The organism is Paenibacillus sp. FSL R7-0340 (assembly GCF_038002205.1).
Taxonomy (GTDB): Bacteria; Bacillota; Bacilli; order Paenibacillales; family Paenibacillaceae; genus Paenibacillus; species Paenibacillus polymyxa_B.
This window is the reverse complement of record NZ_JBBOBY010000001.1, coordinates 905,001-928,306: the sequence shown is the minus strand read 5'-3', so window position 1 is coordinate 928,306 and position 23,306 is coordinate 905,001. Positions and strand designations below refer to the sequence as shown.

At 44.5% G+C, this 23,306-nt stretch carries 16 protein-coding genes, 11 tRNA genes, 2 rRNA genes and 2 pseudogenes (1 of these 31 only partly in view); 1 reads left to right on the top strand and 30 read right to left on the bottom strand.

Annotation, left to right across the window (positions count from 1 at the left end):
- Nucleotides 1-45: 45 nt before the first annotated feature.
- The 9 genes and pseudogenes from MKX59_RS04175 to MKX59_RS04135 form a co-directional block, all read right to left on the bottom strand.
- Nucleotides 46-210 (bottom strand): hypothetical protein, encoded by a 165-nt coding sequence (locus tag MKX59_RS04175; RefSeq protein ID WP_340857664.1) that lies wholly within the window; start codon nt 208-210, stop codon nt 46-48.
- Nucleotides 207-656 (bottom strand): group II intron maturase-specific domain-containing protein, encoded by a 450-nt coding sequence (locus MKX59_RS04170; protein WP_023990471.1) that lies wholly within the window; start codon nt 654-656, stop codon nt 207-209. The genes MKX59_RS04175 and MKX59_RS04170 overlap by 4 nt, the downstream gene beginning before the upstream one ends.
- Nucleotides 657-1,172: 516 nt before the next feature.
- A complete protein-coding gene (locus MKX59_RS04165) occupies nt 1,173-1,562 on the bottom strand; it encodes a hypothetical protein (RefSeq protein WP_179086231.1) in 390 nt (129 codons plus the stop codon).
- A 471-nt stretch (nt 1,563-2,033) separates the two neighbouring features.
- Complete coding sequence (locus tag MKX59_RS04160) at nt 2,034-2,315, bottom strand: helix-turn-helix transcriptional regulator (protein ID WP_256703709.1); 282 nt, start codon at nt 2,313-2,315, stop codon at nt 2,034-2,036.
- 484 nt (nt 2,316-2,799) lie between these two features.
- A complete protein-coding gene (locus MKX59_RS04155; protein WP_076265428.1) occupies nt 2,800-3,198 on the bottom strand; it encodes a hypothetical protein in 399 nt (132 codons plus the stop codon).
- Between the two features lie 122 nt (nt 3,199-3,320).
- Nucleotides 3,321-3,410, bottom strand: a pseudogene (locus MKX59_RS04150) (DNA-binding response regulator); the annotation flags it as partial.
- Between the two features lie 62 nt (nt 3,411-3,472).
- A pseudogene (locus MKX59_RS04145) lies at nt 3,473-4,780 on the bottom strand (histidine kinase); the annotation flags it as partial.
- Nucleotides 4,781-4,901: 121 nt separating this feature from the next.
- A complete protein-coding gene (locus MKX59_RS04140) occupies nt 4,902-5,483 on the bottom strand; it encodes a TetR/AcrR family transcriptional regulator (RefSeq protein ID WP_053326174.1) in 582 nt (193 codons plus the stop codon).
- A gap of 92 nt (nt 5,484-5,575) precedes the next feature.
- Nucleotides 5,576-6,586: a fumarylacetoacetate hydrolase family protein gene (locus MKX59_RS04135; protein WP_071558190.1), complete on the bottom strand. Its 1,011-nt coding sequence runs from the start codon at nt 6,584-6,586 to the stop codon at nt 5,576-5,578.
- 165 nt (nt 6,587-6,751) lie between these two features.
- Here MKX59_RS04135 and MKX59_RS04130 point away from each other — a divergent pair, with 165 nt between their 5' ends.
- The gene (locus MKX59_RS04130) at nt 6,752-7,774 is read left to right on the top strand and encodes an MBL fold metallo-hydrolase (RefSeq protein WP_068939586.1); all 1,023 of its coding nucleotides are present in this window, start codon (nt 6,752-6,754) and stop codon (nt 7,772-7,774) included.
- Between the two features lie 402 nt (nt 7,775-8,176).
- Here the strand turns inward: MKX59_RS04130 and MKX59_RS04125 are convergent, their stop codons facing one another.
- The 21 genes from MKX59_RS04125 to MKX59_RS04025 all read right to left on the bottom strand — a co-directional run.
- Nucleotides 8,177-8,515, bottom strand: coding sequence for a helix-turn-helix domain-containing protein (locus MKX59_RS04125; RefSeq protein ID WP_025683559.1), 339 nt, complete (start codon nt 8,513-8,515; stop codon nt 8,177-8,179).
- 180 nt (nt 8,516-8,695) lie between these two features.
- Complete coding sequence (gene glmS, locus MKX59_RS04120) at nt 8,696-10,528, bottom strand: glutamine--fructose-6-phosphate transaminase (isomerizing) (RefSeq protein WP_023990480.1); 1,833 nt, start codon at nt 10,526-10,528, stop codon at nt 8,696-8,698.
- 631 nt (nt 10,529-11,159) lie between these two features.
- Entirely contained in the window at nt 11,160-12,500 is a 1,341-nt protein-coding gene (glmM, locus tag MKX59_RS04115) for a phosphoglucosamine mutase (protein WP_013312125.1), read from the bottom strand.
- Nucleotides 12,501-12,560: 60 nt separating this feature from the next.
- On the bottom strand, nt 12,561-14,030 hold the full coding sequence (locus MKX59_RS04110; protein WP_028542644.1) for a CdaR family protein: 1,470 nt from the start codon (nt 14,028-14,030) through the stop codon (nt 12,561-12,563).
- Nucleotides 14,027-14,860, bottom strand: coding sequence for a diadenylate cyclase CdaA (gene cdaA / locus MKX59_RS04105; RefSeq protein WP_013312127.1), 834 nt, complete (start codon nt 14,858-14,860; stop codon nt 14,027-14,029). Before cdaA ends, MKX59_RS04110 begins: the two co-directional genes overlap by 4 nt.
- Before the next feature lie 221 nt (nt 14,861-15,081).
- The gene (locus tag MKX59_RS04100) at nt 15,082-15,705 is read right to left on the bottom strand and encodes an anti-sigma factor (RefSeq protein ID WP_013312128.1); all 624 of its coding nucleotides are present in this window, start codon (nt 15,703-15,705) and stop codon (nt 15,082-15,084) included.
- Between the two features lie 150 nt (nt 15,706-15,855).
- The gene (sigW, locus tag MKX59_RS04095) at nt 15,856-16,422 is read right to left on the bottom strand and encodes an RNA polymerase sigma factor SigW (RefSeq protein WP_016818747.1); all 567 of its coding nucleotides are present in this window, start codon (nt 16,420-16,422) and stop codon (nt 15,856-15,858) included.
- A 191-nt stretch (nt 16,423-16,613) separates the two neighbouring features.
- Entirely contained in the window at nt 16,614-19,406 is a 2,793-nt protein-coding gene (gene ppc / locus MKX59_RS04090) for a phosphoenolpyruvate carboxylase (RefSeq protein ID WP_028542643.1), read from the bottom strand.
- Between the two features lie 738 nt (nt 19,407-20,144).
- Nucleotides 20,145-20,215: transfer RNA gene (locus MKX59_RS04085), tRNA-Gly, on the bottom strand.
- Between the two features lie 9 nt (nt 20,216-20,224).
- Nucleotides 20,225-20,298 (bottom strand) — tRNA-Pro (locus tag MKX59_RS04080).
- Between the two features lie 18 nt (nt 20,299-20,316).
- Nucleotides 20,317-20,393: transfer RNA gene (locus MKX59_RS04075), tRNA-Arg, on the bottom strand.
- Between the two features lie 5 nt (nt 20,394-20,398).
- A tRNA-Gly gene (locus tag MKX59_RS04070) sits at nt 20,399-20,473 on the bottom strand.
- Between the two features lie 10 nt (nt 20,474-20,483).
- Nucleotides 20,484-20,564 (bottom strand) — tRNA-Leu (locus MKX59_RS04065).
- Between the two features lie 11 nt (nt 20,565-20,575).
- Nucleotides 20,576-20,651 (bottom strand) — tRNA-Lys (locus MKX59_RS04060).
- 4 nt (nt 20,652-20,655) lie between these two features.
- Nucleotides 20,656-20,730 (bottom strand) — tRNA-Gln (locus MKX59_RS04055).
- A gap of 55 nt (nt 20,731-20,785) precedes the next feature.
- Nucleotides 20,786-20,861: transfer RNA gene (locus MKX59_RS04050), tRNA-Val, on the bottom strand.
- A gap of 11 nt (nt 20,862-20,872) precedes the next feature.
- Nucleotides 20,873-20,944 (bottom strand) — tRNA-Glu (locus MKX59_RS04045).
- Nucleotides 20,945-20,955: 11 nt separating this feature from the next.
- Nucleotides 20,956-21,028 (bottom strand) — tRNA-Thr (locus MKX59_RS04040).
- A 3-nt stretch (nt 21,029-21,031) separates the two neighbouring features.
- Nucleotides 21,032-21,107: transfer RNA gene (locus MKX59_RS04035), tRNA-Asn, on the bottom strand.
- Between the two features lie 19 nt (nt 21,108-21,126).
- Nucleotides 21,127-21,243, bottom strand: a 5S ribosomal RNA gene (gene rrf, locus MKX59_RS04030).
- A 150-nt stretch (nt 21,244-21,393) separates the two neighbouring features.
- Nucleotides 21,394-23,306 (bottom strand): 23S ribosomal RNA (locus tag MKX59_RS04025) (it continues 1,013 nt past the right edge of the window).

Here is a 23,306-nt window from a genome sequence, read left to right as displayed (position 1 = left end):
CTGCCGGTGCTCCGAATCCTTGCGCTTTGCGATAACTTAACATGATTACCTGACGAATTTCTGGAAGCCTGGCTGGAAACGTGACTGGATGTCTGCTGGATATTCTGCTGAAAATCCGTTGGATACTCGGTTGGAACTGCCCGGCTGGAAGCTGGCCGTAGCGTCCGCCCGGATGGCAGCCGGCATAGTTTTGTATCCCGCCGTCTTCACTGCGCCTCTGCTAGAGTAAAGGGCAGATAAATTCTGCCCCTCCTCATCAAACCGTACGTGAGGTTTTCCCTCATACGCTTCTTGGCATACCATTTTGTGAGTCGCTGAAGGATGTACCAGTCACGTTTAGCCATCTTCCTTTGGCTGTAGGTCGTAACGTAGTAGTTACGCCAACCCTGTATTTTCGGGTTTAAGTATTCCAAATGTTCTTGGAATGATTTGTGACGCATATTCGCAGGGGCTAGTCGTTCCTTCACGACTTCCCTAATTCGCTCCTTTGCCTTACGGCACAGCCATTGTTGGGTCGTATAATATACTTGGCTTTCGGAAGTTTCGGCCTTCGTCTTTCGGTGAAGCATGCCTAGGAAGTCGAAGCCTTCTTCTCCTGTCCATAGTCCGACGATTCGCGTTTTTGTCGGGTGTAACGTTAACTCCAGACGTTCCATTATCGTTCGAATGATCTCGTATGCCCGATCCGCATCCTTCTTGGGGATAAATTGGCGCTTTACGGGTTTCCCATACCCTGGCCTTTACCTTGTTTTATCCATTTTTCTATCGTGGTGGGAATCGGATATGCTTGAGCCATAATGCCCCTCCATTCACCTCGTAGTTTCTTAATGCAAAAAAAGCCCCATTGTAAAAACAAGGTGCCTGACTTTAAGATGTGTGATATATAATTTTTCAAGAGAGATTTCAGTACTAGGCTAGCTTCTTAATAAACTAACTTTCGACAAAAAAGCGTAAATTATAAAGGATGTATATTTAGTGAGATTATACCATGAATTGTGCTTTAAGGAATAAAAAAATAGGTCTTACCATCATAAATATCTTGGTTATCGAGGTTGATATACAATCGCTCAGCACGTAATTTCACATCTTTGGTCTCCGTCGAATTATCTTAGGTTGCTTTCTTTTATTCTCCAATCCCTTTGAAAAATAACACTGCTACAGATAGTGTCGTCTTAGAGGAATCTTAAATTGGGTTGCTTTTTATGAAAAAATTTATGCATCCATTCGTCTTTCTCCAGCTTGGTCAGTATATATTTAGTCGTTATATTTTTTAACTGACGAAACCGATTAATCTCAGATTTTTTAAAGAAACCTTTTGCAGCATACTCCATCAATAACTCGTAATTAATACGCCCAGCACAAACTAAAGAATCCTCACTTAATTGACCAAGTGCATCTTTGACATTAAGCTGCGGACTTGGGATCACTACATTCAAGCTTCCAAAAGGAAGCTCTATTCTTTGAATTTCCTCTTTGCCCCCCCCCCCCGACTCATGGCTTCGCATGAGCTGTAGAAGGATATACGAGTGTACGCATATACTCCAAGGAGCACTAATATTCAAACCAGGACTCGTAACGAACATCTTATAGACGTCGGTGTGCCCATGGCATCAATTACATCTTGGATGGAAGATCCTATCGTAAATGGAGCGGCCCCCTTCTTCTTTGAGCCAATAGATACTTTCAAATTATGGTTGATATTATTCCACCCAATGATATGATCATTAGAGTCCAATTCCACATGTGATTCCCATAAGTCCATGAGTTTCCGATGACCGATGTCGAAGTTCCCATAACATCAATCACTTTTTGCTTCGGAGACCCTATAGTAAAAAAAAATTGGGACTTTCTTCTTCCAGATTTATATGGATAGCCGTGTGTCCATCTCAATTGGATGGATCATATGTCTAATGTGAACTTAAAACATAACTACTGAAGGCTTTGCAATAATGAGTCCCCTTCACGGCTCCGCGAAAGTTCATTTATCTCTATACCGCTTTAACTTCAAATCAACAATTCCCTCTATTTCCTGTTTATCGCCCAGGAAATCCTGAGATTAATTTTGATTCAAGATCATCTAACTTAACTTGAAATAATCCACTATAAAAAGTTGCCGCCTCATCAAGTAATAACCAATCTAAATCAATATCGAAATTTAGTTTAAGGGCAATTACGGTTTCTAAGGATGGTTTGTACTTATCTTTTTCCAATTCACTTAATGTACCCTGAGAAATACCAATAGTAGATGAAAAGTCAGTTTGATTAAGCTTATTTAATTTTCTTATACTCTTTATCTTTTCACCCAAAGTCTTCATTGTTCCACCTACCATCCATAAAAATGAAATACATACTTAATTTATAATAGTTATATATATTATATATTCATTTGTATTTTAGATAAAAAAACATTTTTTTCATCGCGACAATAAGCTCTTGATTTCTCATACTGTTTTTAACAGAAACTTGGATTTCTCCTGCTTCAATTACTTAAGATACCAATACAGGAAAGGGTTCAAAGCCCTTTGATTTGTCATGCAACTATACTCGCTCTGATTGAGCCAAAGCAGTCGCCTCCTGAATTTAATAAAAAAAGCCCGATGATACTTGCTCATCGGACTTTTGTTAAATACTTACTAAGAAGAGATATTATTGTTATTTTTCATTAATATTTAGTACACAACTTTATTGTTTAGTACACAACTTTATTGTCCGAAGACAAATTAGTGTCTATATACAATAAAGTTGAGTTCTCAAATCATATTTAAAGCTTCTCCTTCAATTAAAAAAGTCATTTTATAATTATCCGTTATTACTTAGCCCCTCATCGGATTTTAATTTCAAAAAGTTGGCCACTGAATCAGAGAAATAAATCATATAAATAATGTAGATAAGGGGATTAATCAACGCCTCTTTTCCCCAGAGCGAAGGAAGCACAATATCCTGATCTGACAGCCCAATTTGCGACAACATTTCTTCGCCAAAGCGACTGAGAAATTTTGAATACATTGTTGTTGTATAAAAAGAGTGGGTTTGTTCAACTTTATCTCTATTTAAAAAATAAAACATGTTCTTTCGGATTTTAGTAAAGCGAATGGCTCTTTGCATGTGAAGTAGGAGCCAGTTATTGTGGGCAATGGTAAACAAGTCGTTATTAATATTTGAATGAGTACAATGAAGGGATTGAAAAAACTCGCGCAAATGTTCAATCCTGGTATGTTAAACGTAGCAAGAGGGATGACATAGCTTGGAGACAATTTGTGATTTACCAGCCCCCACATATAGCTTGATTGCGCGCATAAAAACAACCTTCTCCCCACTTTTCAGGTGCCTTGTTCAAGCGCATATCTTGTAAGCTGGACACGATTTTGAAGATACAACTTTTGCAATATAATTTTCAAATGGTTTTTAAGCATAGTATAACGAGGTTCCATTTATTTGAATGCAGGCATTCAATGATACTCTTCTCTTATACTTAACCTTGCATAATACTATCGGGAAGAGTATCTCGCTTGATATGAGGATCGTAATTGGCGACCACAAGAATATCCATATGCCGCGCAGTGCTCAGTAACTTTTGGATAATTGTTCCTTCTCGTAAACGTTTCCATATGGGGCTGTCACTCTGACCAATAATGAGTTGGGTAGTATGATATTCATTAGCTCTGGCAAGAAGAACATCTGCAAGCTTATCAGAATGCCCAAGTGGCACAACTTCAAAATGCCCGCCTAGACGCACTACCAGGCTTTCGAGTTTCTCTTTTTTCATCAATTCCTCTTCATTCATCGTATCCGTAGGGTGTACATATGTGACAATCCATTGTGCCTTTAGTCGGAATGCAATTCTAAATCCCCGCCGGATTAACCTTTCTGCATTGGAACTCAGCTTGACGCATACGAAAATGACCTCCCGCTTATTCCAGGGTCCACGTAAGGAACTTTTGCGCTCCTATGCTTCCAGACGTTCATCCACATCGTCCGCAATTTCCCGAAGCGCCAGCTCCCTTAAAGCAATTAATTTTCCAATTTAAAAAAAGTTCCCCAGAGTCTGATCTATCTTCTCCCGGGCATATATCTTTCCTTCCTTCATACGGGCTTGTAGAGCCTGCGGTGCCACATCGATCAGCTCGACCTCGTCAGCAAGGCGAAGAATGGAATCCGGGACGGTTTCCCTGACACGCACCCCTGTAATTTGCTCCACTGCATCATTTAAGCTCTCTAAATGCTGAACGTTAACGGTAGAAATGACAGAAATCCCAGCATTCAAAATTTCCAATACATCTTCATATCGCTTTTTGTTTTTGCTACTGGGAACGTTGGTGTGAGCCAACTCGTCGACAAGTACCAGTTCAGGATTCCGCCGGATGATTGCCCCAGTATCCATTTCTACAAGTTCTGTGCCTGAATATTTGATTTTTGTGCGCTCAATTAATGGCAGTTCTGCAACCTGCTGGATGGTTTCTTTTCGCCCATGCGTTTCCAGCAAACCAAATACAACATCAATGCCCTTTTTAAGAAGATGATTGCCCTCTTGCAGCATAGTGTAGGTTTTGCCAACTCCAGGAGCCGCACCAATAAAGACCTTGAATCTTCCCCTTTTGATTCGTCCAATTTTCTCATCCACTTCCCGTGAATTTAAGCGGTGATATAACGGGTTTTTCTTCGGATTGGTCATTTTGGCTGGCAGAATTCGCTCTCCATGGTGCTCCGCCCGATCAGCAACGATAAAGATATCCATATTTTTGGATTTTTTTAGAATGTCATTGATGACGGAGCCTTGCCAGAAATAATGTCCCGGTTGCAGTATAACGAGCTTTCGAGCATCTTGGTGCATCTTCTTTCAATTGTTCTAGAGTTAAAGCTGCGCAAGCAGTCTTCGGCATATTTAAATAAATCAACAAAGCTTATGACTGAGACAAAATTCCTTTTACAAACAATGAGACACTGTGCTTGTAGAACTCTTCCTCGGTGACGAGTTGGGACTGATATTGCCGGTGAATCAGCTCGCTCATCTGAAATCCGTAGCACATCGAGAGAAAAGACATGGCGGCAAGACGCTCATCCTGTCTGGCTATAACTTTTTTCTTCTGCAAGCGTTCAAAATATTCAACCAGCAAGGAGTGCAGCTTCACCGGCGGATCGGCCAGCACTCTGTCCAATTCGGGAAGCATTCCTTTGTCGCGGATGCCAATCAAAATGATGTCCGCATTTTTATGGAAAAACAAACGGTACTGCTGGCTTACATTCAGCAGATCGACTTCCGGATTATCGGTCGCGTCCTCTTTTAACAGCTTCTCAAATTGCGGGATATCCGAATGTCTTTCAATGATGGCTTCCAATATGCCTTTCTTGCTTCCAAATTGCCGGAAAATCGTAGATTCATTGACTTTAGCTTCCGTTGCAATGGCTTTGGTGCTTACTCCCCGATAGCCCTTCTTTTTGATGAGTCGTGTCGCGGCTTCAATGATTCTGTCTGAAGTTTGCATTGTATTTCTCCTTTTGCATATGTTAAACCTATTCTACTACAAGTTTTGCATGTGCAGCAGGGTCGGGGTTCATCATTTTCATAAACGTTTATTTAAGGCAAATCGCTTCTTTTTTCCCAGCGGCTTGGTTCCGTAATCTTGACATGATCAGGCACCAATTGCGTGAGCGTGCCTAATTTATCAAATGTAATCTGGATTCGGTCAGAGGGCAACAGCCATTGTTCGGTCTCGATTGCGCAGCAATCCGGTATCGTCCCCATTCCTATAATCGTGCCCGGGAGCGGCGTGAAAACTTTGAGAACCTCCTCCATCACTTTTGCAGGATGTGCAGAATACTCGGATGTGCTTCCCTTCCAGTGCAGTCTCTCCCCGATGCGTACATCCACATCCAGTACCAGCGGGTTGTCGATTTCATCCGGCGTAACCAGAAATGGTCCTATTCCTTTGCTGCGATCAAAATCTTTGCAGCGCGTCGGTCCGGTCAGCGCCTGGAAATCCGGCCACTGCACATCGCGGACAGTACTGTCGTTAAAAATAACATAACCTGCAATGCAGTTCCCCTTCCCTGTAACAAAGGCCAGCTCCGGCTCGATATCCAGGTAGGAAGTGTACGAAGGCCAATGAATCGTATCCCCATCGCCAATTAATGCATTATGGTTACACTTGTAATAACTGAAAGTTACTTTATTCGGATCTTTCTGGAATTTTTCGGTAATATTTCGTTTAAGCTCTTCTCTTTCCGACCCTGTATATTCTCTTTGCAGCAGATTTGCGCCAGCATTTCTCAGATGTCTTGGCGTCAGCCCAAAATCGATAAGCGCAGCCGGATTCGGAACCGGCGGCAGCAGTTTTACCGCTGCAATCGGGCAGATTTCATGTTCATTGAATTGATGCGACTGTTCGACAGCATATTGCATCAATTCCTTAGCGGCATCATAACTTGCCGGCAAATAATGAAGATAGCTGTCCATACATTCAAGACTGTCAACGAATGTTCCCTGCTTTTTCATGATTGCGGCAAAAGACACGACAAATTTCTCGTTAATTACAAGCCCAAACAAAGGTTCCTGGGATGTCTTGGTTTGAAAGGTTACTAGCTTCATGTTGCAGCGCCTCCATCCATGTAGTGTGATGTTGTTCTGTTACTATCATATAGCACAGAGAAAATGCATGCAAGTACATGCTTGCATTTCTGTTTTCCATTCTCTATAATAAAGACATAGTCAGTATGCCTTACCCCAAAAACATATACGCAAAGGAGAATTTTCATGAAGTATGGACATATTATCCAAAAACCTCGTGTTAAATTTTTTGAAGTTGCAGATGGCGTCTTTGCCGGTATTTCGCCGTATCGCGGCATCAGTTGGGCCAATGCCGGGTTCATCAACAAGGGTGAAGGGCTGGTGTATGACACGTTCTTCGATTTGTTCCATGCGCGGGAAATGCGGGAGGCTTTTATGGAAGTAAGCAACGGCGGCTCTCCCGCATATGTGGTGAACTCGCACTATAACAGCGACCATGCCTGGGGAAACAAAGTGTTTGAAGATGCTTGCATTATTATGCACAAGGAAGCGTCCAGAGAGCGTCTCACCGAAAATATCGCCTGGATGGACAGCGTCATTAGAAGAGGAAAGGATTCTCCGGAATCGACTTCGGGCGAGCGGTTTTTTGCAGCGGAATTTGAAGGATTCGACCTGGAAGGCGTAGATTGGGTGCTCCCGAATATTGAGATAAAGGACGATATCAACATCCGTCTTGGAGATACGGAAGTTATGATTTACAACGTAGCTCCGGCCCACTCTGACAGTGACTTACTGCTGTGGATGCCAAAAGAAAAAGTGCTGTTCGCCGGCGATGTCGTGTTTAACGGTTGTACGGCATACAGCGAAGAGGGAACCCTCAATTGGGTTAAAGTGCTTGATCGCATTATTGATGAAATTAAACCCGAAATCGTTGTTCCAGGACATGGCGCCATCTGTGGCCTGGACTTCGTGAAGGAGCAGAGAGACTACCTCCTGAATCTGATCAGCGAGTTCAACAAGCATTACAATGGCGAAATTGATTCCTTGTCCCTGACCAAGCAAATTGATATTTCCCGCTTTCTTCATTGGATTCAGCCAGAACGCTTGTATGTTACAGTGGATATCCTATTGAAAAGCAAACGAGGGTTACCACCCCTTCCAATTTGGAACGAGGTGCCTGCTAAGCTGGAAGACATGAAAGCTTTTTTGGCCGGAAAATATGGTAATCAAATCAAGCCATGGGACCCTATGAGTGTTTGGCAAGAATAGCAATTTGAAGCTAGCCTACGAAAAACAAAAAACGGCCCTGTCGCAAACGATGCGAACAGCGGCCGTTCTTTCGAATTGTTCCACGGAAATAAAATCGGCGCTTAGAACCGATTATGAAAAAAATGGAGATGGACTTATGACTTACTAGTAGAACTCTTCTAAAACGATATAACCAAAATTTGATGTTAAGTGTATTTCTCTTCTTTAAAGGGATTCCAAGACTTTTGGCGGTAGCCACCATCACTAACCTGCCCGTTAGCTTAATGACGAATCGTCAGTCTAAGACTTTATTTTCTCAATCTATATCTTTATTTTCTTAGTCTAGAACTTTGTTTTACGGTCTAATACTTTATTTTCTTTTAACATTTTTAAGGCATCTTAATAAGAAGCTTCCGGGAAAGATTAGTACCGAACAATCTTCAGCTTTATAAAATCAATAATTTCATCTCTATCTTCTTTAGTAAGTTCTCGAAACAAAGAAATAAGTTCTAATTCCTGAGCTTCAATGGCTAAATTAAAAATAGTGTTCTTTGATACAGGCGTATCTCCAAAGATTAACCACTCTATATGGGAATTGAAGTTTTCTTTAATTGCTATAATTATATCAAGAGAGGGTCTGTATTTATCTTGCTCCAGCTCACTCAACGTTCCTTGAGAAATTCCAATTATATTTGCAAACTTTATTTGATTTAAGTTGTTTGTTTTTCTAATAGTTCGAATTCGTTGGCCTATTGTAGACATAATTGCCCTCCTAAGCTAAAAAGATCCCGATATATCATCGGGATCTTTCTTGATGTTTGTAAAATGACTAGTTCCAGACTTTTTTTACTGGTTCCACAGTTTTTTTATTGGTTCCATACATCTTTTACTGGTTCCACACTTTTTTATCACCAGACAATTAGTTTAGCATTTTACTAAAGCTTATTCTACGGTAACACTTTTCGCCAGGTTACGTGGTTTGTCAACATCATGACCCAGTGCAAGAGAAGCGTAGTAAGCCAACAGTTGGAGAGATACAACCGAAATTGCAGCAGACAGGATTGGAAGTGTCTTTGGAATGGCAAATACCTGATCCACGGACTTCAGCAACTCAACTGCGTGCTCTTCGTACGTAATCGCAAGAACATCTGCACCACGAGCCTTAACTTCCTTAATGTTGCTCACGGTTTTCTCCAACACGGATTCCTGTGTTACCAAAGCGATAACCGGAATGCCGTCTTCAATCAATGCCAGTGTACCATGCTTCAATTCACCCGCAGCATAAGCCTCGGAATGAATGTAGGAGATTTCCTTGAGCTTCAGGGAGCCTTCCTGTACTACAGCATAGTCCTGACCGCGACCAATAAAGAACAGGTGCTTGTGGCTTGCAATTTGCTCAGCATAGGCTTTGATCGCATCTGCTTTACCCAGCATCTCTTCCACTTGCTCTGGCAGAGATTCCATAGCAGCCAGCACATGAGCTACTTGCTCACCCGTTTGTGTGCCACGCACTTGAGCGAGATACAAACCAAACAGATAGAACGCAATCAACTGTGAAGAATATGCTTTAGTGGAGGCTACGGCAATTTCCGGTCCTGCCAGTGTAACCAACACATCATCTGCATCACGGGCAATGGAGCTGCCGACTACGTTGGTAATCGCCAGTACATGAGCGCCATTTGCTTGTGCTTCACGCAGTGCTGCCAACGTGTCAGCAGTTTCACCGGATTGGCTCACTACGATCACCAATGTCTCTGGTGTTACGATAGGTGAACGATAACGATATTCGGAAGCCACATCGTTTTCTACCGGTATACGAGCCAGACTTTCAATAACTGTACGACCAATCAAACCAGCATTGTAAGCTGTACCACACGCGACAATTTGAATGTTGCGGATATTTTTAATTTGTTCTTCTGTCAGCTTCAGCTCAGGAAGAACAACTTTTTTAGTATCTTTATCGATACGGCCCAACATTGTGTCACGATAAGCCTTAGGCTGCTCGTGAATTTCTTTCAGCATAAAATGCTCATAGCCGCCTTTTTCTGCTGTTACAGCATCCCATTCGACATGAATCATTTCCCGAGAAATAAATTGGCCTTCGATTGTCATTAATTCGACAGCATCACTGGTCAAAACAGCCATTTCGCCATCGTTCAAAATAAATACATTGCGTGTATATTTCAGAATAGCCGGAATGTCGGAACCGATAAAGTTCTCGCCTTCTCCCACACCAATAACCAGCGGGCTAGCTTGACGAACAGCAACCAGCTTATTAGGCTCGTGCTCTGTCAGCACACCCAGTGCAAAAGCACCGCGCATAAAGGTAATTGCTTTTTGTACTGCTTTAACGATATCCCCTTTATATTCACGCGCAACCAGATGGGAAATAACTTCCGTGTCCGTTTCGGAAATAAAGGTATGACCTTCGCTAATCAGCTGCTCCTTCAGCTCCAGATAGTTCTCAATAATTCCGTTGTGAACTACAGAGAACTTTTGGCTCTCATCCAAATGTGGATGGGAGTTTTCATCAGAAGGCTTACCGTGCGTTGCCCAACGTGTATGTCCGATACCTGCATGGCCTACCAATGGCGTACCATCCAGTTTAGCTTCCAGATTCGCCAGACGACCTTTAGCCTTAGCTACTTGCAATCCTGAATCTGTAAACACGGCAATACCCGCAGAGTCATAACCGCGATACTCCAGCTTCTTCAATCCGTCAATCAATACCTCTTGTGTATTCTGATTACCAATATATCCTACAATGCCACACATATTCGTTATCCTCCCGATCATCATTTCACAAGACGACTCATCACAGGACTAACGTGTGCGGTAGATTGCGGAATAAAGTTCATTCATCTATGAAGTTGTCAATGATAACTATAGAATTTACAGGCATCTCTTCACGAATGTAACGAAATTCCCAAACCGCGCACGCCAATGATGATGGCCGCACATTCATGAAATGAATCTTATAATTTAGGTTATAAAATAATAAAGGCATCTACCGGTGCGTTGTGTAAACAGTTGCCTGTTCATTTTCCGCTGCCGGTTTACGGCTTGATGCTTCACCGGAAGGTCCCCGCCGAATGTTTCGAACACCTTCACCTCGTCAGCTTGTTTTGTCGTGAACCGATTTGCGAGCAACTTTATCTCAACTGAATCCGTTGCTTCTCCACCAAGTTCCCCCGCACAAAATCAAGCTCTGGCGCTTGTATTACGAACCTTACAACCCTCACTTTCTCTATCTGAGTCACAGCATCCCTATATTATATTCAGCTAAGTATCATTTGGCAATGACACTTTATTCATAATTACACCATGAAGGTCATAAATCGTTAGTAAATAACCGCAAACGCCGTTGCCTGCTTCTTTTTCGCAGGCAACCGACGTTTACAAAATTTTAAACTAATTCTTTCTTCACGACATCTACGATCTGACCGACAAATTGCTCCAGTTCGTCCTTATCCGGGCCTTCGGCCATCACACGAATAAGTGATTCTGTGCCTGAAGCACGGACCAATACACGCCCATTATCACCCAATTGTTGTTCCACCTGCTCAATTGCTTCTGCAATAGCAGGATTCCCCTCGTAATTGCGTTTGTCCTGCACACGCACATTTACGAGCACTTGCGGATACTGTTTCATGAGCGATTTTAGCTCACTCATTTTCTTGCCAGAAGCTTTCAAGGTATCTACCAGCTGAATCCCGGTCAGCATGCCATCGCCTGTCGTATTGTGATCCAGGAAAATAACATGACCAGACTGCTCACCGCCCAGATTAAATCCACCCCGACGCATTTCTTCCATCACATAACGGTCCCCGACCGCAGTTTTTGCAGTCTTGAGTGCCAGCTTTTCAGTAGCTTTATAAAAACCGATATTACTCATCACTGTCGATACAATGGTGCTATCCTTAAGTTTTCCCGCGCGGTTCATTGCATCTCCGCAAATGCAGAGAATATAGTCGCCGTCTACCTCTTCCCCGTTCTCATCAATCGCGATCAGACGGTCGGCATCGCCGTCAAAGGCCAGACCAATATCCGCTTTCAAGCGGCGCACTTCCTCTTTCAACTTCTCAGGATGAGTCGATCCGCAATGATCATTGATATTCAAACCGTTTGGCTCGGCACCGATGGTATGTACCTCAGCTCCCAGTTCTGCAAAAAGCTTCGGCGCCAGCTCATAAGCTGCTCCGTTTGCACAATCCAGTACAATTTTTAACCCTTCAAAAGAATGGCTAATTGTTGTTTTCAAGAACTCCAGATAATCGTAGCGGGAGTGCTCGTCTACAACAACCGTTCCCAATCCGCCACCAATCGGACGAGGCAGTTGGTCTTCTTTTGCATCCATCAGCTCTTCAATTTTCAATTCCGTTTCGTCTGTCAATTTAAAACCGTCGCCGCCAAAAAACTTAATGCCGTTGTCTTCAACTGGATTGTGGGATGCTGAGATCATCACACCAGCGTCAGCTTTCAATTGACGTGTGAGATATGCCACCCCAGGTGTCGAAACAATACCTAGACGAACCACATTAGCCCCAATGGACAGCAAACCGGCTACAAGAGCCGATTCCAGCATCAGTCCAGATATCCGTGTATCCATACCAATAACAACTGTCGGTTTCTCTACATTACCTGCTAAAACATATCCGCCGCAGCGGCCAATGCTATATGCCAGTTCGGCTGTAAGTTCCTGATTAGCAACGCCTCGTACACCATCTGTACCAAAATATTTCCCCATGTAAAATGACTCCCTTTTTTTGTCTAATAAATCATGATTATTTACTACAGATAAAACATGTTATGGCTGACTGTTCTCCGAGGTTCCATTCGCAGAAGAATCTGCGCCGTTATGAGGATTTGTTTTATCCTCCGCAGCTGCGTTGTCCCCGGTCTTAGCGTCAGAGTCTCCACTTTGACTGCCTTGCCCCTCCTGTGGCCTCTCCTGCCCCTTTTCGCCACTACCAGAGGGGTTTGATTCATTCTCACTGTTCGGATTCGTTACAGCAGGCGTAGAAGGGCTCTCAATGTTGACCGTTGCCTTTAGTTGGCTAGCATTTCCGGCTTGCGTAATATATTTAGGCAAGCCTACTTTCAGAGTAACCTCGTGTTGACCAGCCGCGAGGCCACTTACATCTGCCACCAAACTAATATCATCATTGGTTAAATTGTTTACCATATCCTGCGGGCCCTTCACAGTAACATCCATCGTCTTGCCTGCGGGCGCTGTAACAGTCGCAGTCGCTCCATCTCCTGCACCTTGTAAAACGATTGGGATGCCTGACAGCGTCCGTTCCGTATCTGTGACTTCATTGGAAGGAACGACGGTCACCTGAATTTGTATTGACCCTGGCTCGATTTTATCAGAACCTGAGGGGGCTGCCAAATTAGCTTGAACTGCACGGGTCCCCGCTTCCGTAAATTGACTTAAATCCAATGTAGCCGTGACGTAAGAACTAAGGCTGCCCAATACATCCTGCGATGCATACACCGCCGCTTCTTTCACGTTTGCATTGACTTTAGAAAGCGCCAATCCGTCTGGCAACTCTCCGGAATATACAATCTTAACAGGCACAGATTTCGCCTGCTGAGTTACCGGAATTTCAACGGACACAGTGGATGGCTCAATGACCGCACCTGTAAGTTCCTGTCCCTTTTTGTTATAAGCCTTCAGTTTTACACGCTTCTGTTCAAACTTTTCTGAGATGCCATCCGTATTAACAGCCCCCTGAACGGCAGTGACGGTACTCAACTGGCTTTTGGGCAAGGTAACCTTCACGGTTTGAGGAGCAATCACAGGCTTACCAAGCTGCAATCCCGCATCTGGATTTCCTTGAGGAACTATAGATACATTAAATGATTTCGTTTGTTTTTCCTCAATCGTCACTGTAACACGGTTAGGAGTCATAGATACCAATTCCACCCCGTCCGGTAAATCCGGTTCGAGTGATAATGTTTTAGTGCCTGCTCCTAAGCCGTTTAAGTTTAGCTTTGCCTGATAATTATCCGCGAAAAAGGAAGTCAGCACAGAACGCTGTCCTCTAACTTCCATCTTTACATGGTCAGTATCCATGGTAGACAATACATATTTTGAATCATCCAGACCACTGGCCTGAATGGCCACATTATCAATCACTTTATTATTATAAGAAACGGTCAGCGTAGATGAAGGTGTACCTGTATCTAGATGGACCATTCCCCACAGCAGAACAGCAACCGCAAGCGCCAAAATCTTTGAAATCGTATTATTGTTAATCCATTTGTCCATCATGAATTTCCACGGCCTCCCCTCCGATTCCAGAATGAGCCGCGTTTTTCCTTCAAAGACGGTGTTGGCCGCAACTCCTCATACAGCTTGGAGATTAGGGATTCTTCCTTAATGTCGCGCACGACCTGTCCATTAATGGCCAAAGAAATTTGCCCTGTTTCCTCTGACACCACGACAGTTACGGCATCCGTTACCTCACTCACCCCAATCGCAGCACGGTGACGGGTTCCCAGCTCCTTGCTGATGAACGGATTTTCCGATAATGGCAAATAACAGGCCGCAGAAGCAATCTGTTTATTTTGAATAATCACCGCACCATCATGCAGAGGTGTATTAGGAATGAAGATGTTAATTAGCAGTTCAGAACTGACTACAGCCTGTGTCTTGATACCAGACTCTGTATATTCGTTTAGCCCTGTCTCACGCTCAAATACGACCAAAGCTCCTATTTTCCTACGTGATAAATAATTCAGCGCCTTAATCATTTCTCCGATTAACTTGTTAATCTCTTCATCATCCGCAGACGAACGCCCAAATAGTTTGCCACGCCCCAACTGTTCTAGTGCACGACGCAACTCAGGCTGAAAAATAATAAAGATAGCCACCACACCAAAGGTGAACATCTGGTTCATCAACCACTTGAGGGTATACAAATCAAACCAGGTACTAACCGCCCAAATGACAACCAGAAACAGAATCCCTTTCAACAATTGAACTGCACGCGTTCCGCGAACAAGTAAAATAAGCTGATACATAATATAGGTTACGATCAAAATGTCGATAATATCTTTAATGGACTCTTTCCAAGTCAGGTCCGCAAAATAATCCAACATGCGCATGCCCCCGCAATTTTCTGTAGTGAGTGGGTGTAATATGTACACAGTATGCTCTCTCTATCTAGGTTATAACGATCAGGCTCACGTTGCAAGCTGTGTGACAAAAGAACCGCTAAAATCAGTAAAATACAGTACAATTCGCCAGCTTCATATACAAAAAAACGCCTTTTCCAGCGGAAAGAGGCGCTCGATATCGTCCTTGCCATTTCAAGCTTCTTTTATGGAGAAGAGGGTCCCCCGAATAAATCAGTAACCTTGTACCAAATCCAATCCAAGGTTTGATCAATACTTTTAACCTGTCCTGCAATATGAGCGGTGGACGCTTGATAATAAGAACCATCAATTACAGTTACATTTCCTTCCACATCGCCGTATACACGGGCTTCACCATTTTGCACTGTTAGATCTCCGGCAATGGATTTCCCTTCAGGCACAATCACAGTATCACCCTGAATAACGACTTGATCCAGTTGGCTTCCTTTGACTACCAATTGATGGTCCGTGCTAGAAAAGCTGGCCATGCTTGAGCATATAACAATAAGGAAGAAGGCAGCGGCTGTTACAGCGGGATGCCTTTTCACCCACGTCAGCATAGGCACCGCAGTCTGTCTTTTATGCGGTGGCAAAGCATTCATAATGCGAAATGTCAGCTCATCCGATACACACGGCACTTGATGATAGCGTGTACCGTAAAGCATCGCATCCGTCCGCTCCAGCTCTTTAAAACGCATGCGGCATTCCGGGCAGTCTAACAAGTGCTGTTCCAACTCATGTTTGTCCTGCTCAGACAGGTCGCCATCTAGATAGTCATGCATAAAAGAGACGGCTTGTTTGCAATCCATATGAGCCAATCCTTTCTAATATTCTTCCGTGTTTCTCAACATAACATGCTCCGGCTTAGAAACTTTGCTCATCTTACATACGTTACAACGAGCATTATGTTTCATAAAAACATCTACGCAGACTCTTTTCCTAGAATCTATGCGCATGATCTATAGCTTGTGCTCCAGTTTTTTGCGCAGAAAATCCCGGCCCCTGTGTACTCTTGTCTTAATCGTGGTGACTGGGAGATTGAGCACATCGCTGATTTCCTGTAAGGAAAGCTCCTGCAAGTACCGTAAAACCATAATCGTCCTATATTTATCCGGAAGGCTGTCAATGGCGTCATGAATTAAAGCCTGCGTTTCGGACAGAAGCGTACTCCCCTCAGGGGTAAGCTCTTCACTGGCGAGCATGGCGTACCCATCGACACCTTCCTGATCATTCATTTCAGCATCAAGTGAGTATGTAGGTTTTCTCCTTCGCAGACGATCAATGCACAGATTTGTAGCAATTCGATAAATCCAGGTTGAGAACTTCTGTCCATGATCGTATTTTTCCAAATTACGATACACACGCAAAAAAGTTTCCTGCACCAGATCCTCCGCCTCATGGCGATTACCTAGCATCCGGTAGGAAAGATGAAAAATCCGATCTTTATATAACTCGACTAACTCCGCAAAAGCTCGCTGATCACCTTTCTGTACCAGCCTCACCAAGCGGCTTTCCATATTATCCACTCTATACTCCCCCAGACTTGCTGATGGGTTACTTACTACATGTTTATGATTATTCATCGTAGTTTAATTTTATCCGGAAATCAACTGTAGTATTGTTACTAACTGCAAGCACACCTGCCATCAATATACAAACAGCACAATCGGGCACCCCATGAGTACCCGATTGCCTGTATTCGTACAACCACACTATATCAGCCCGTATTTCTTAAGCCTGCGGCAATTCCGTTAATCGTCAACAATACCTCACGCAGCATTTCAGTGTCATCACCGTTCTGATCCCGCAGCTCCCGTAGCTCACTTAGCAATTGAACCTGCAAGTAACTTAACGGATCAACATAAGGATTACGCAACCGGATAGATTCCTGAATAACCGGCACGTCGTCCAAAATCTCGGATTGTCCGGTTATTTTCAAAATCAACTCAGATGTCAGCTTGAACTCCGCTGAAATCTGTCCGAAAATGCGCTGCCGGGCCTCTTCGTTATCCGACATTCCAGCGTACTCTTCTGCAATCAGTAAATCCGCTTTAGCGATTGCCATTTGCAGTGTATCAATAAGTGACCGGAAGAAAGCAGAGTCCCTAAACATCGTTTGCAGCACTTTAAGGTTATCCTCATTGTTTTGATAGAAGCTTTGCAAACCTGTTCCAGCCGCATACCACGCAGGTAATAAGTAACGGCTTTGTGTCCATGCAAAAACCCATGGAATGGCGCGCAAGTCCTCAAAACGTTCGCTGTTCTTACGCTTGGACGGACGAGATCCAATATTCAGCTCGCCCACCTCAGGCAACGGTGTAGATTCTTTGAAGAAGTTGAAGAAATCTGGATCTCGGAAAATCAAATCCTGATACTTATCCAGTGATACTTGGGAAATGCGGGCGATAATCTCCTCCCAGCTCTCCTCAAACACTTCCTTCTTCCCGGAACGATGATATGCCACAGCCGTAATCAGCGCCGATGTTGCCTGCTCCAAGCTCCGGTACGCGATGCCTCTAAGCGAGTATCGGGATGATAGTACTTCGCCTTGCTCCGTAATCTTGATTCCGCCTCCAATCGTATGAGGAGGCTGAGCCAAAATACTGCGATTAAGTGGCATTCCACCACGACCCAGCGCACCTCCACGACCGTGGAAAAACTTCACTTTTACGCCAAACTCATTAACTACTTCCGTAATGCTATTCATAGCGACCCGAAGTTCCCAGTTCGCTGTAACCACACCGCCATCTTTATTACTGTCCGAGTATCCCAGCATAATCTCCTGAAGCTGGTCCATCGCAGCCACAGATTGTCGATATACAGGCAAGTTCATCAATCTTCTCATAATATCAGGTGCAGCATGCAGATCATCTATCGTTTCGAACAAAGGGACGGATTGCAGCGTACAGATAACAGTACCATCCTTCTCGATGCGGAACAGGCCTACCTCTTTGGATAAGACCATAACCTCCAGTAAGTCACTGGCTCCCTGAGTCATACTGATCAAGTAGCTTGTAATGGACTGCTTGCCGAATTCCTCCTGAGCCAAATAAATCGTACGATATACGTCAAGACATTCCTGTGTGCTATCGCTATATTTTAAATACGGTGAAGTAATCGGACGAGGTTCATTCAGCAGCTTTTCCAGCAGATTTATTTTTTCTTCTTCTGACAGCTTACTGTAATCCGACACAATATTCATTTTAGAAAGAATTTCAGTCATCGCATTTTCATGTTCTTGACTATGCTGACGCACATCCAGCGTAGCTGTATGGAATCCAAACAACTCTACCTGGCGAATCATCTTTTGAATATATGTGTTTGCTACATAATCGGCAAAATGATGACGCAGGCTGTTATCAATAACATTTAGGTCTGCAATGAGCTCTTCCGCAGAATTATAACGCTCATTGGTGCCCTGTTTGCTTTCATCCAGGATGTTGTTCACTTTAGCAATCATAAATGCTAGTTTAATGCGATAAGGCTCTTTTTCGTTATGCCATACTTCCATCTTTTTAAGTGTAATGTGTGTACGGTCTTCTTCAATAGAAGCCAGCAGATCATCGGAAACTCGCACAATGCTGGTGCTGAAACTCAAGTAACCCATGAGTTCCTTTAACGTGTGCTGATATTCTCTCAAAGCCAACTTGCGCTGCATACGTAACGTTTCCCAAGTCACATGAGCTGTCACAGACGGATTGCCGTCTCGGTCTCCACCGATCCAGGAACCAAATCTCAGATAAGTGGGTATGTGCCATTTTTGTTCGGGATAATATTTGTCCAAACATCGTTCCAATTCTTGGTACACATCTGGGAGTACATGAAACAAGGTCTCGTGAAAATAATACATTCCATTTCTTACTTCATCTAATACAGTTGGCTTGCGATCACGTAGCTCATCTGTCTGCCACAGCGTAATTACTTCGTTTAGCAGATTCTCCCGTACCTGTTCCCGCTCACGCAAGGTAAGCATCGGATTATCCAGCAGCATGACGTCCTCGGAAATGCGCTTGTGGATATCAAGTATTACTCGTCGTGTCGCTTCTGTAGGATGTGCGGTCATGACCAGCTCCAAAGAGAGCTCATTCAGCAAATTGCTAACGTCCTCAGCGGAGAAGCCCCCTTGTTTAAGCTCCTGAACGGAACTTTCAATGGAACCGGGCTGAACATCTTCACCAGCCGAATGCTCATAATCCCGCTTACGGCGAATACGATGGTTTTGCTCAGCGATATTCACCAACTGAAAATAAATCGCAAACGCGCGAATAACCTGGTGACGAATATCCGTATCCAGTCCGCTGACCATTTGTTTGAAATTCTCATACAACTCCGGCTGATACCCGGCACGTAACGATTTACTTGTCTCACGTATTTTCTCCACGATATCCAAAAGTTCGTTGCCACCCTGATGAACCAAAACCTCACCAAGAATATTCCCTAGAAAACGAACGTCCCGCCGTAGCAGATTGTTGGATTGGTTTTTGTTAGCGGTTAACGTAAGCTCAGTCATGCTTTTCCCCCCATCTGATCTGTTCCACACCATATACAGTTATAGCAAAGGTACGTATACACACGAAATTTGACACTTTCTTAACATCATACAATAAAAACGCATGAAAAGCTGCAAAATTTACAGTAAAAAATCATCTTTTTGAATTACTTCTTTCGAGAAAATATTGGATTGTTATGAATAAATATGAAATTAATAAATAGAAATGAATGTATATACTAGTGATGCGTGAAACATTATGCACAGTCTCTTATAAAGAGTGTGTTTTTAAAGGTACAAATTCATGCGACATAGTGTGTATATGTTTATTATTTGTTGACAAAGTCAACTCCATTAGCCTTCTATCCACAAAGATATACACAAATTAGCCATTTTCTCAGTGTTTCTAAGGTATTTCCTCTTTAACACTTCGCTTTTTACCCACATAAATAAAGGGAAATGTGCACAACCCAAGAGCAACTGTTGAGTTATCACCATGAATTCGTACCATAATAGCTATAGGATTCCTATATTTAAAGGATTTGATCACGAAATTAGCCTTACTGCTGGAGAAAGGGGTACGTTAGAGGGGAAATTCGGGATCTAGGTGTCAAAAGTAACAAGAGCCTATGTACAATATGCACAAGTCATCCCCAACTGTGCATGACAGGAGACATAATTGCACTAGCTTATATACATAGAAGTAAATGTAATGTGGACAAAATAAAAAGAAGCCTTTCGGCTTCTAGGTAATCGGTAAGCGGGTGATGGGAATCGAACCCACGCTATCAGCTTGGAAGGCTGAAGTTCTACCATTGAACTACACCCGCAAAATAGTATCGGGATGACACGATTTGAACATGCGACCCCCTGGTCCCAAACCAGGTGCTCTACCAAGCTGAGCTACATCCCGATATAATTTTTTAAAATATGGCGCGCCCTGAGAGATTCGAACTCCCGGCCTTTTGATTCGTAGTCAAACGCTCTATCCAGCTGAGCTAAGGGCGCAAATATGGAGCGGACGACGGGAATCGAACCCGCGACCCTCGCCTTGGCAAGGCGATGCTCTACCGCTGAGCCACGTCCGCAAAAACAAGATGCGCGTGGAGGGACTTGAACCCCCACGTCAAAGACGCTAGATCCTAAGTCTAGTGCGTCTGCCAATTCCGCCACACGCGCATGGAATACAATGGTGAGCCATGAAGGACTCGAACCTTCGACACCCTGATTAAAAGTCAGGTGCTCTACCAACTGAGCTAATGGCTCTTAATGGCTGGGGATATAGGATTTGAACCTATGCATGACGGAGTCAAAGTCCGTTGCCTTACCGCTTGGCTAATCCCCAATATGCATATGATTCACAATTCCCCAAGATTCCATCCAGGTAAGAGGATGAAAAATGGTGGAGGCTGAGGGGATCGAACCCCCGACCCTCTGCTTGTAAGGCAGATGCTCTCCCAGCTGAGCTAAGCCTCCATAATATCCTATGACCCGTAGGGGATTCGAACCCCTGTTACCTCCGTGAAAGGGAGGTGTCTTAACCCCTTGACCAACGGGCCATCCTATAACAAGCTCTCAACCGGGTTCGAACCGGTGACCTCATCCTTACCATGGATGCACTCTACCTGCTGAGCTATGAGAGCAAATGGCTCCCCGAACAGGACTCGAACCTGTGACAACTCGATTAACAGTCGAGTGCTCTACCAACTGAGCTATCAGGGAATATTAATCATAAAGCTCTGCTTGGCGACGTCCTACTCTCCCAGGACCCTGCGGTCCAAGTACCATCGGCGCTGGAGGGCTTAACGGTCGTGTTCGGGATGGGTACGTGTGGAACCCCTCCGCTATCGCCACCAAACATGAATTTACATCGTAAATTCTTCCGTATGGTTATTCGGTTCATCACTTATCGTGTGAATGAATAGCCATGCACTTGTCGTATGTCACTTGTACATACCTTCAAGGTTACACCCTGAAAACTGGATCCGAAACTCATTTGCGTTTTATTTAGGATAAGCCCTCGACCGATTAGTATTGGTCAGCTCCATGCATTACTGCACTTCCACCCCCAACCTATCTACCTCGTCGTCTTCAAGGGGTCTTACTAATTGGGAAATCTCATCTTGAGGGGGGCTTCACGCTTAGATGCTTTCAGCGCTTATCCCTTCCGTACATAGCTACCCAGCGGTGCTCCTGGCGGAACAACTGGTACACCAGCGGTACGTCCATCCCGGTCCTCTCGTACTAAGGACAGCTCCTCTCAAATTTCCTACGCCCACGACAGATAGGGACCGAACTGTCTCACGACGTTCTGAACCCAGCTCGCGTACCGCTTTAATGGGCGAACAGCCCAACCCTTGGGACCTACTTCAGCCCCAGGATGCGATGAGCCGACATCGAGGTGCCAAACCTCCCCGTCGATGTGGACTCTTGGGGGAGATAAGCCTGTTATCCCCAGGGTAGCTTTTATCCGTTGAGCGATGGCCCTTCCATGCGGTACCACCGGATCACTAAGCCCGACTTTCGTCCCTGCTCGACTTGTAGGTCTCGCAGTCAAGCTCCCTTCTGCCTTTGCACTCTTCGAATGATTTCCAACCATTCTGAGGGAACCTTGGGGCGCCTCCGTTACTCTTTAGGAGGCGACCGCCCCAGTCAAACTGCCCACCTGACACTGTCCTCGCACCGGATCACGGTACCAAGTTAGAACCTAGATACGATCAGGGTGGTATCCCAAGGATGCCTCCTCTCAAGCTGGCGCTCAAGATTCAACGGCTCCCACCTATCCTGTACAGATCGTACCCAAATTCAATATCAAGCTGCAGTAAAGCTCCATGGGGTCTTTCCGTCTTGTCGCGGGTAACCTGCATCTTCACAGGTATTAAAATTTCACCGGATCTCTCGTTGAGACAGCGCCCAAGTCGTTACGCCATTCGTGCGGGTCAGAATTTACCTGACAAGGAATTTCGCTACCTTAGGACCGTTATAGTTACGGCCGCCGTTTACTGGGGCTTCGGTTCATAGCTTCGCCCGAAGGCTTACCACTCCCCTTAACCTTCCAGCACCGGGCAGGCGTCAGCCCGTATACTTCGCCTTGCGGCTTCGCACAGACCTGTGTTTTTGCTAAACAGTCGCTTGGGCCTTTTCACTGCGGCCCCCTCGGGCTATTCACCCTACCGAGGCACCCCTTCTCCCGAAGTTACGGGGTCATTTTGCCGAGTTCCTTAACGAGAGTTCTTCCGCGCGCCTTAGAATTCTCTTCTCGCCTACCTGTGTCGGTTTGCGGTACGGGCACCTTCTCCTGGCTAGAGGCTTTTCTTGGCAGTCTGAGATCATGACCTTCGCTACTATAATTTTCGCTCCCCATCACAGCCCAGCCTTAACGATGTGCGGATTTGCCTACACACCAGCCTCACTGCTTAGACGGACATCCATCAGTCCGCGTCACTACCCTACTGCGTCACCCCATTGCTCATAACGGATTACGGTGGTACAGGAATTTCGACCTGTTGTCCTTCGACTACGCCTATCGGCCTCGCCTTAGGTCCCGACTTACCCTGAGCGGACGAACCTTCCTCAGGAACCCTTAGGCTTTCGGCGGATCTGATTCTCACAGATCTTTTCGTTACTCATACCGGCATTCTCACTTGAATGCAGTCCAGCGCTCCTTACGGTACACCTTCAACCCGCATTCAACGCTCCCCTACCCCTGATGCAAGCATCAAGCCATAGCTTCGGTGGTGTGTTTAGCCCCGTTACATTTTCGGCGCAGAGTCACTCGACCAGTGAGCTATTACGCACTCTTTCAATGGTGGCTGCTTCTAAGCCAACATCCTGGTTGTCTGTGCAACTCCACATCCTTTCCCACTTAACACACACTTGGGGACCTTAGCTGATGGTCTGGGCTGTTTCCCTTTCGACAAT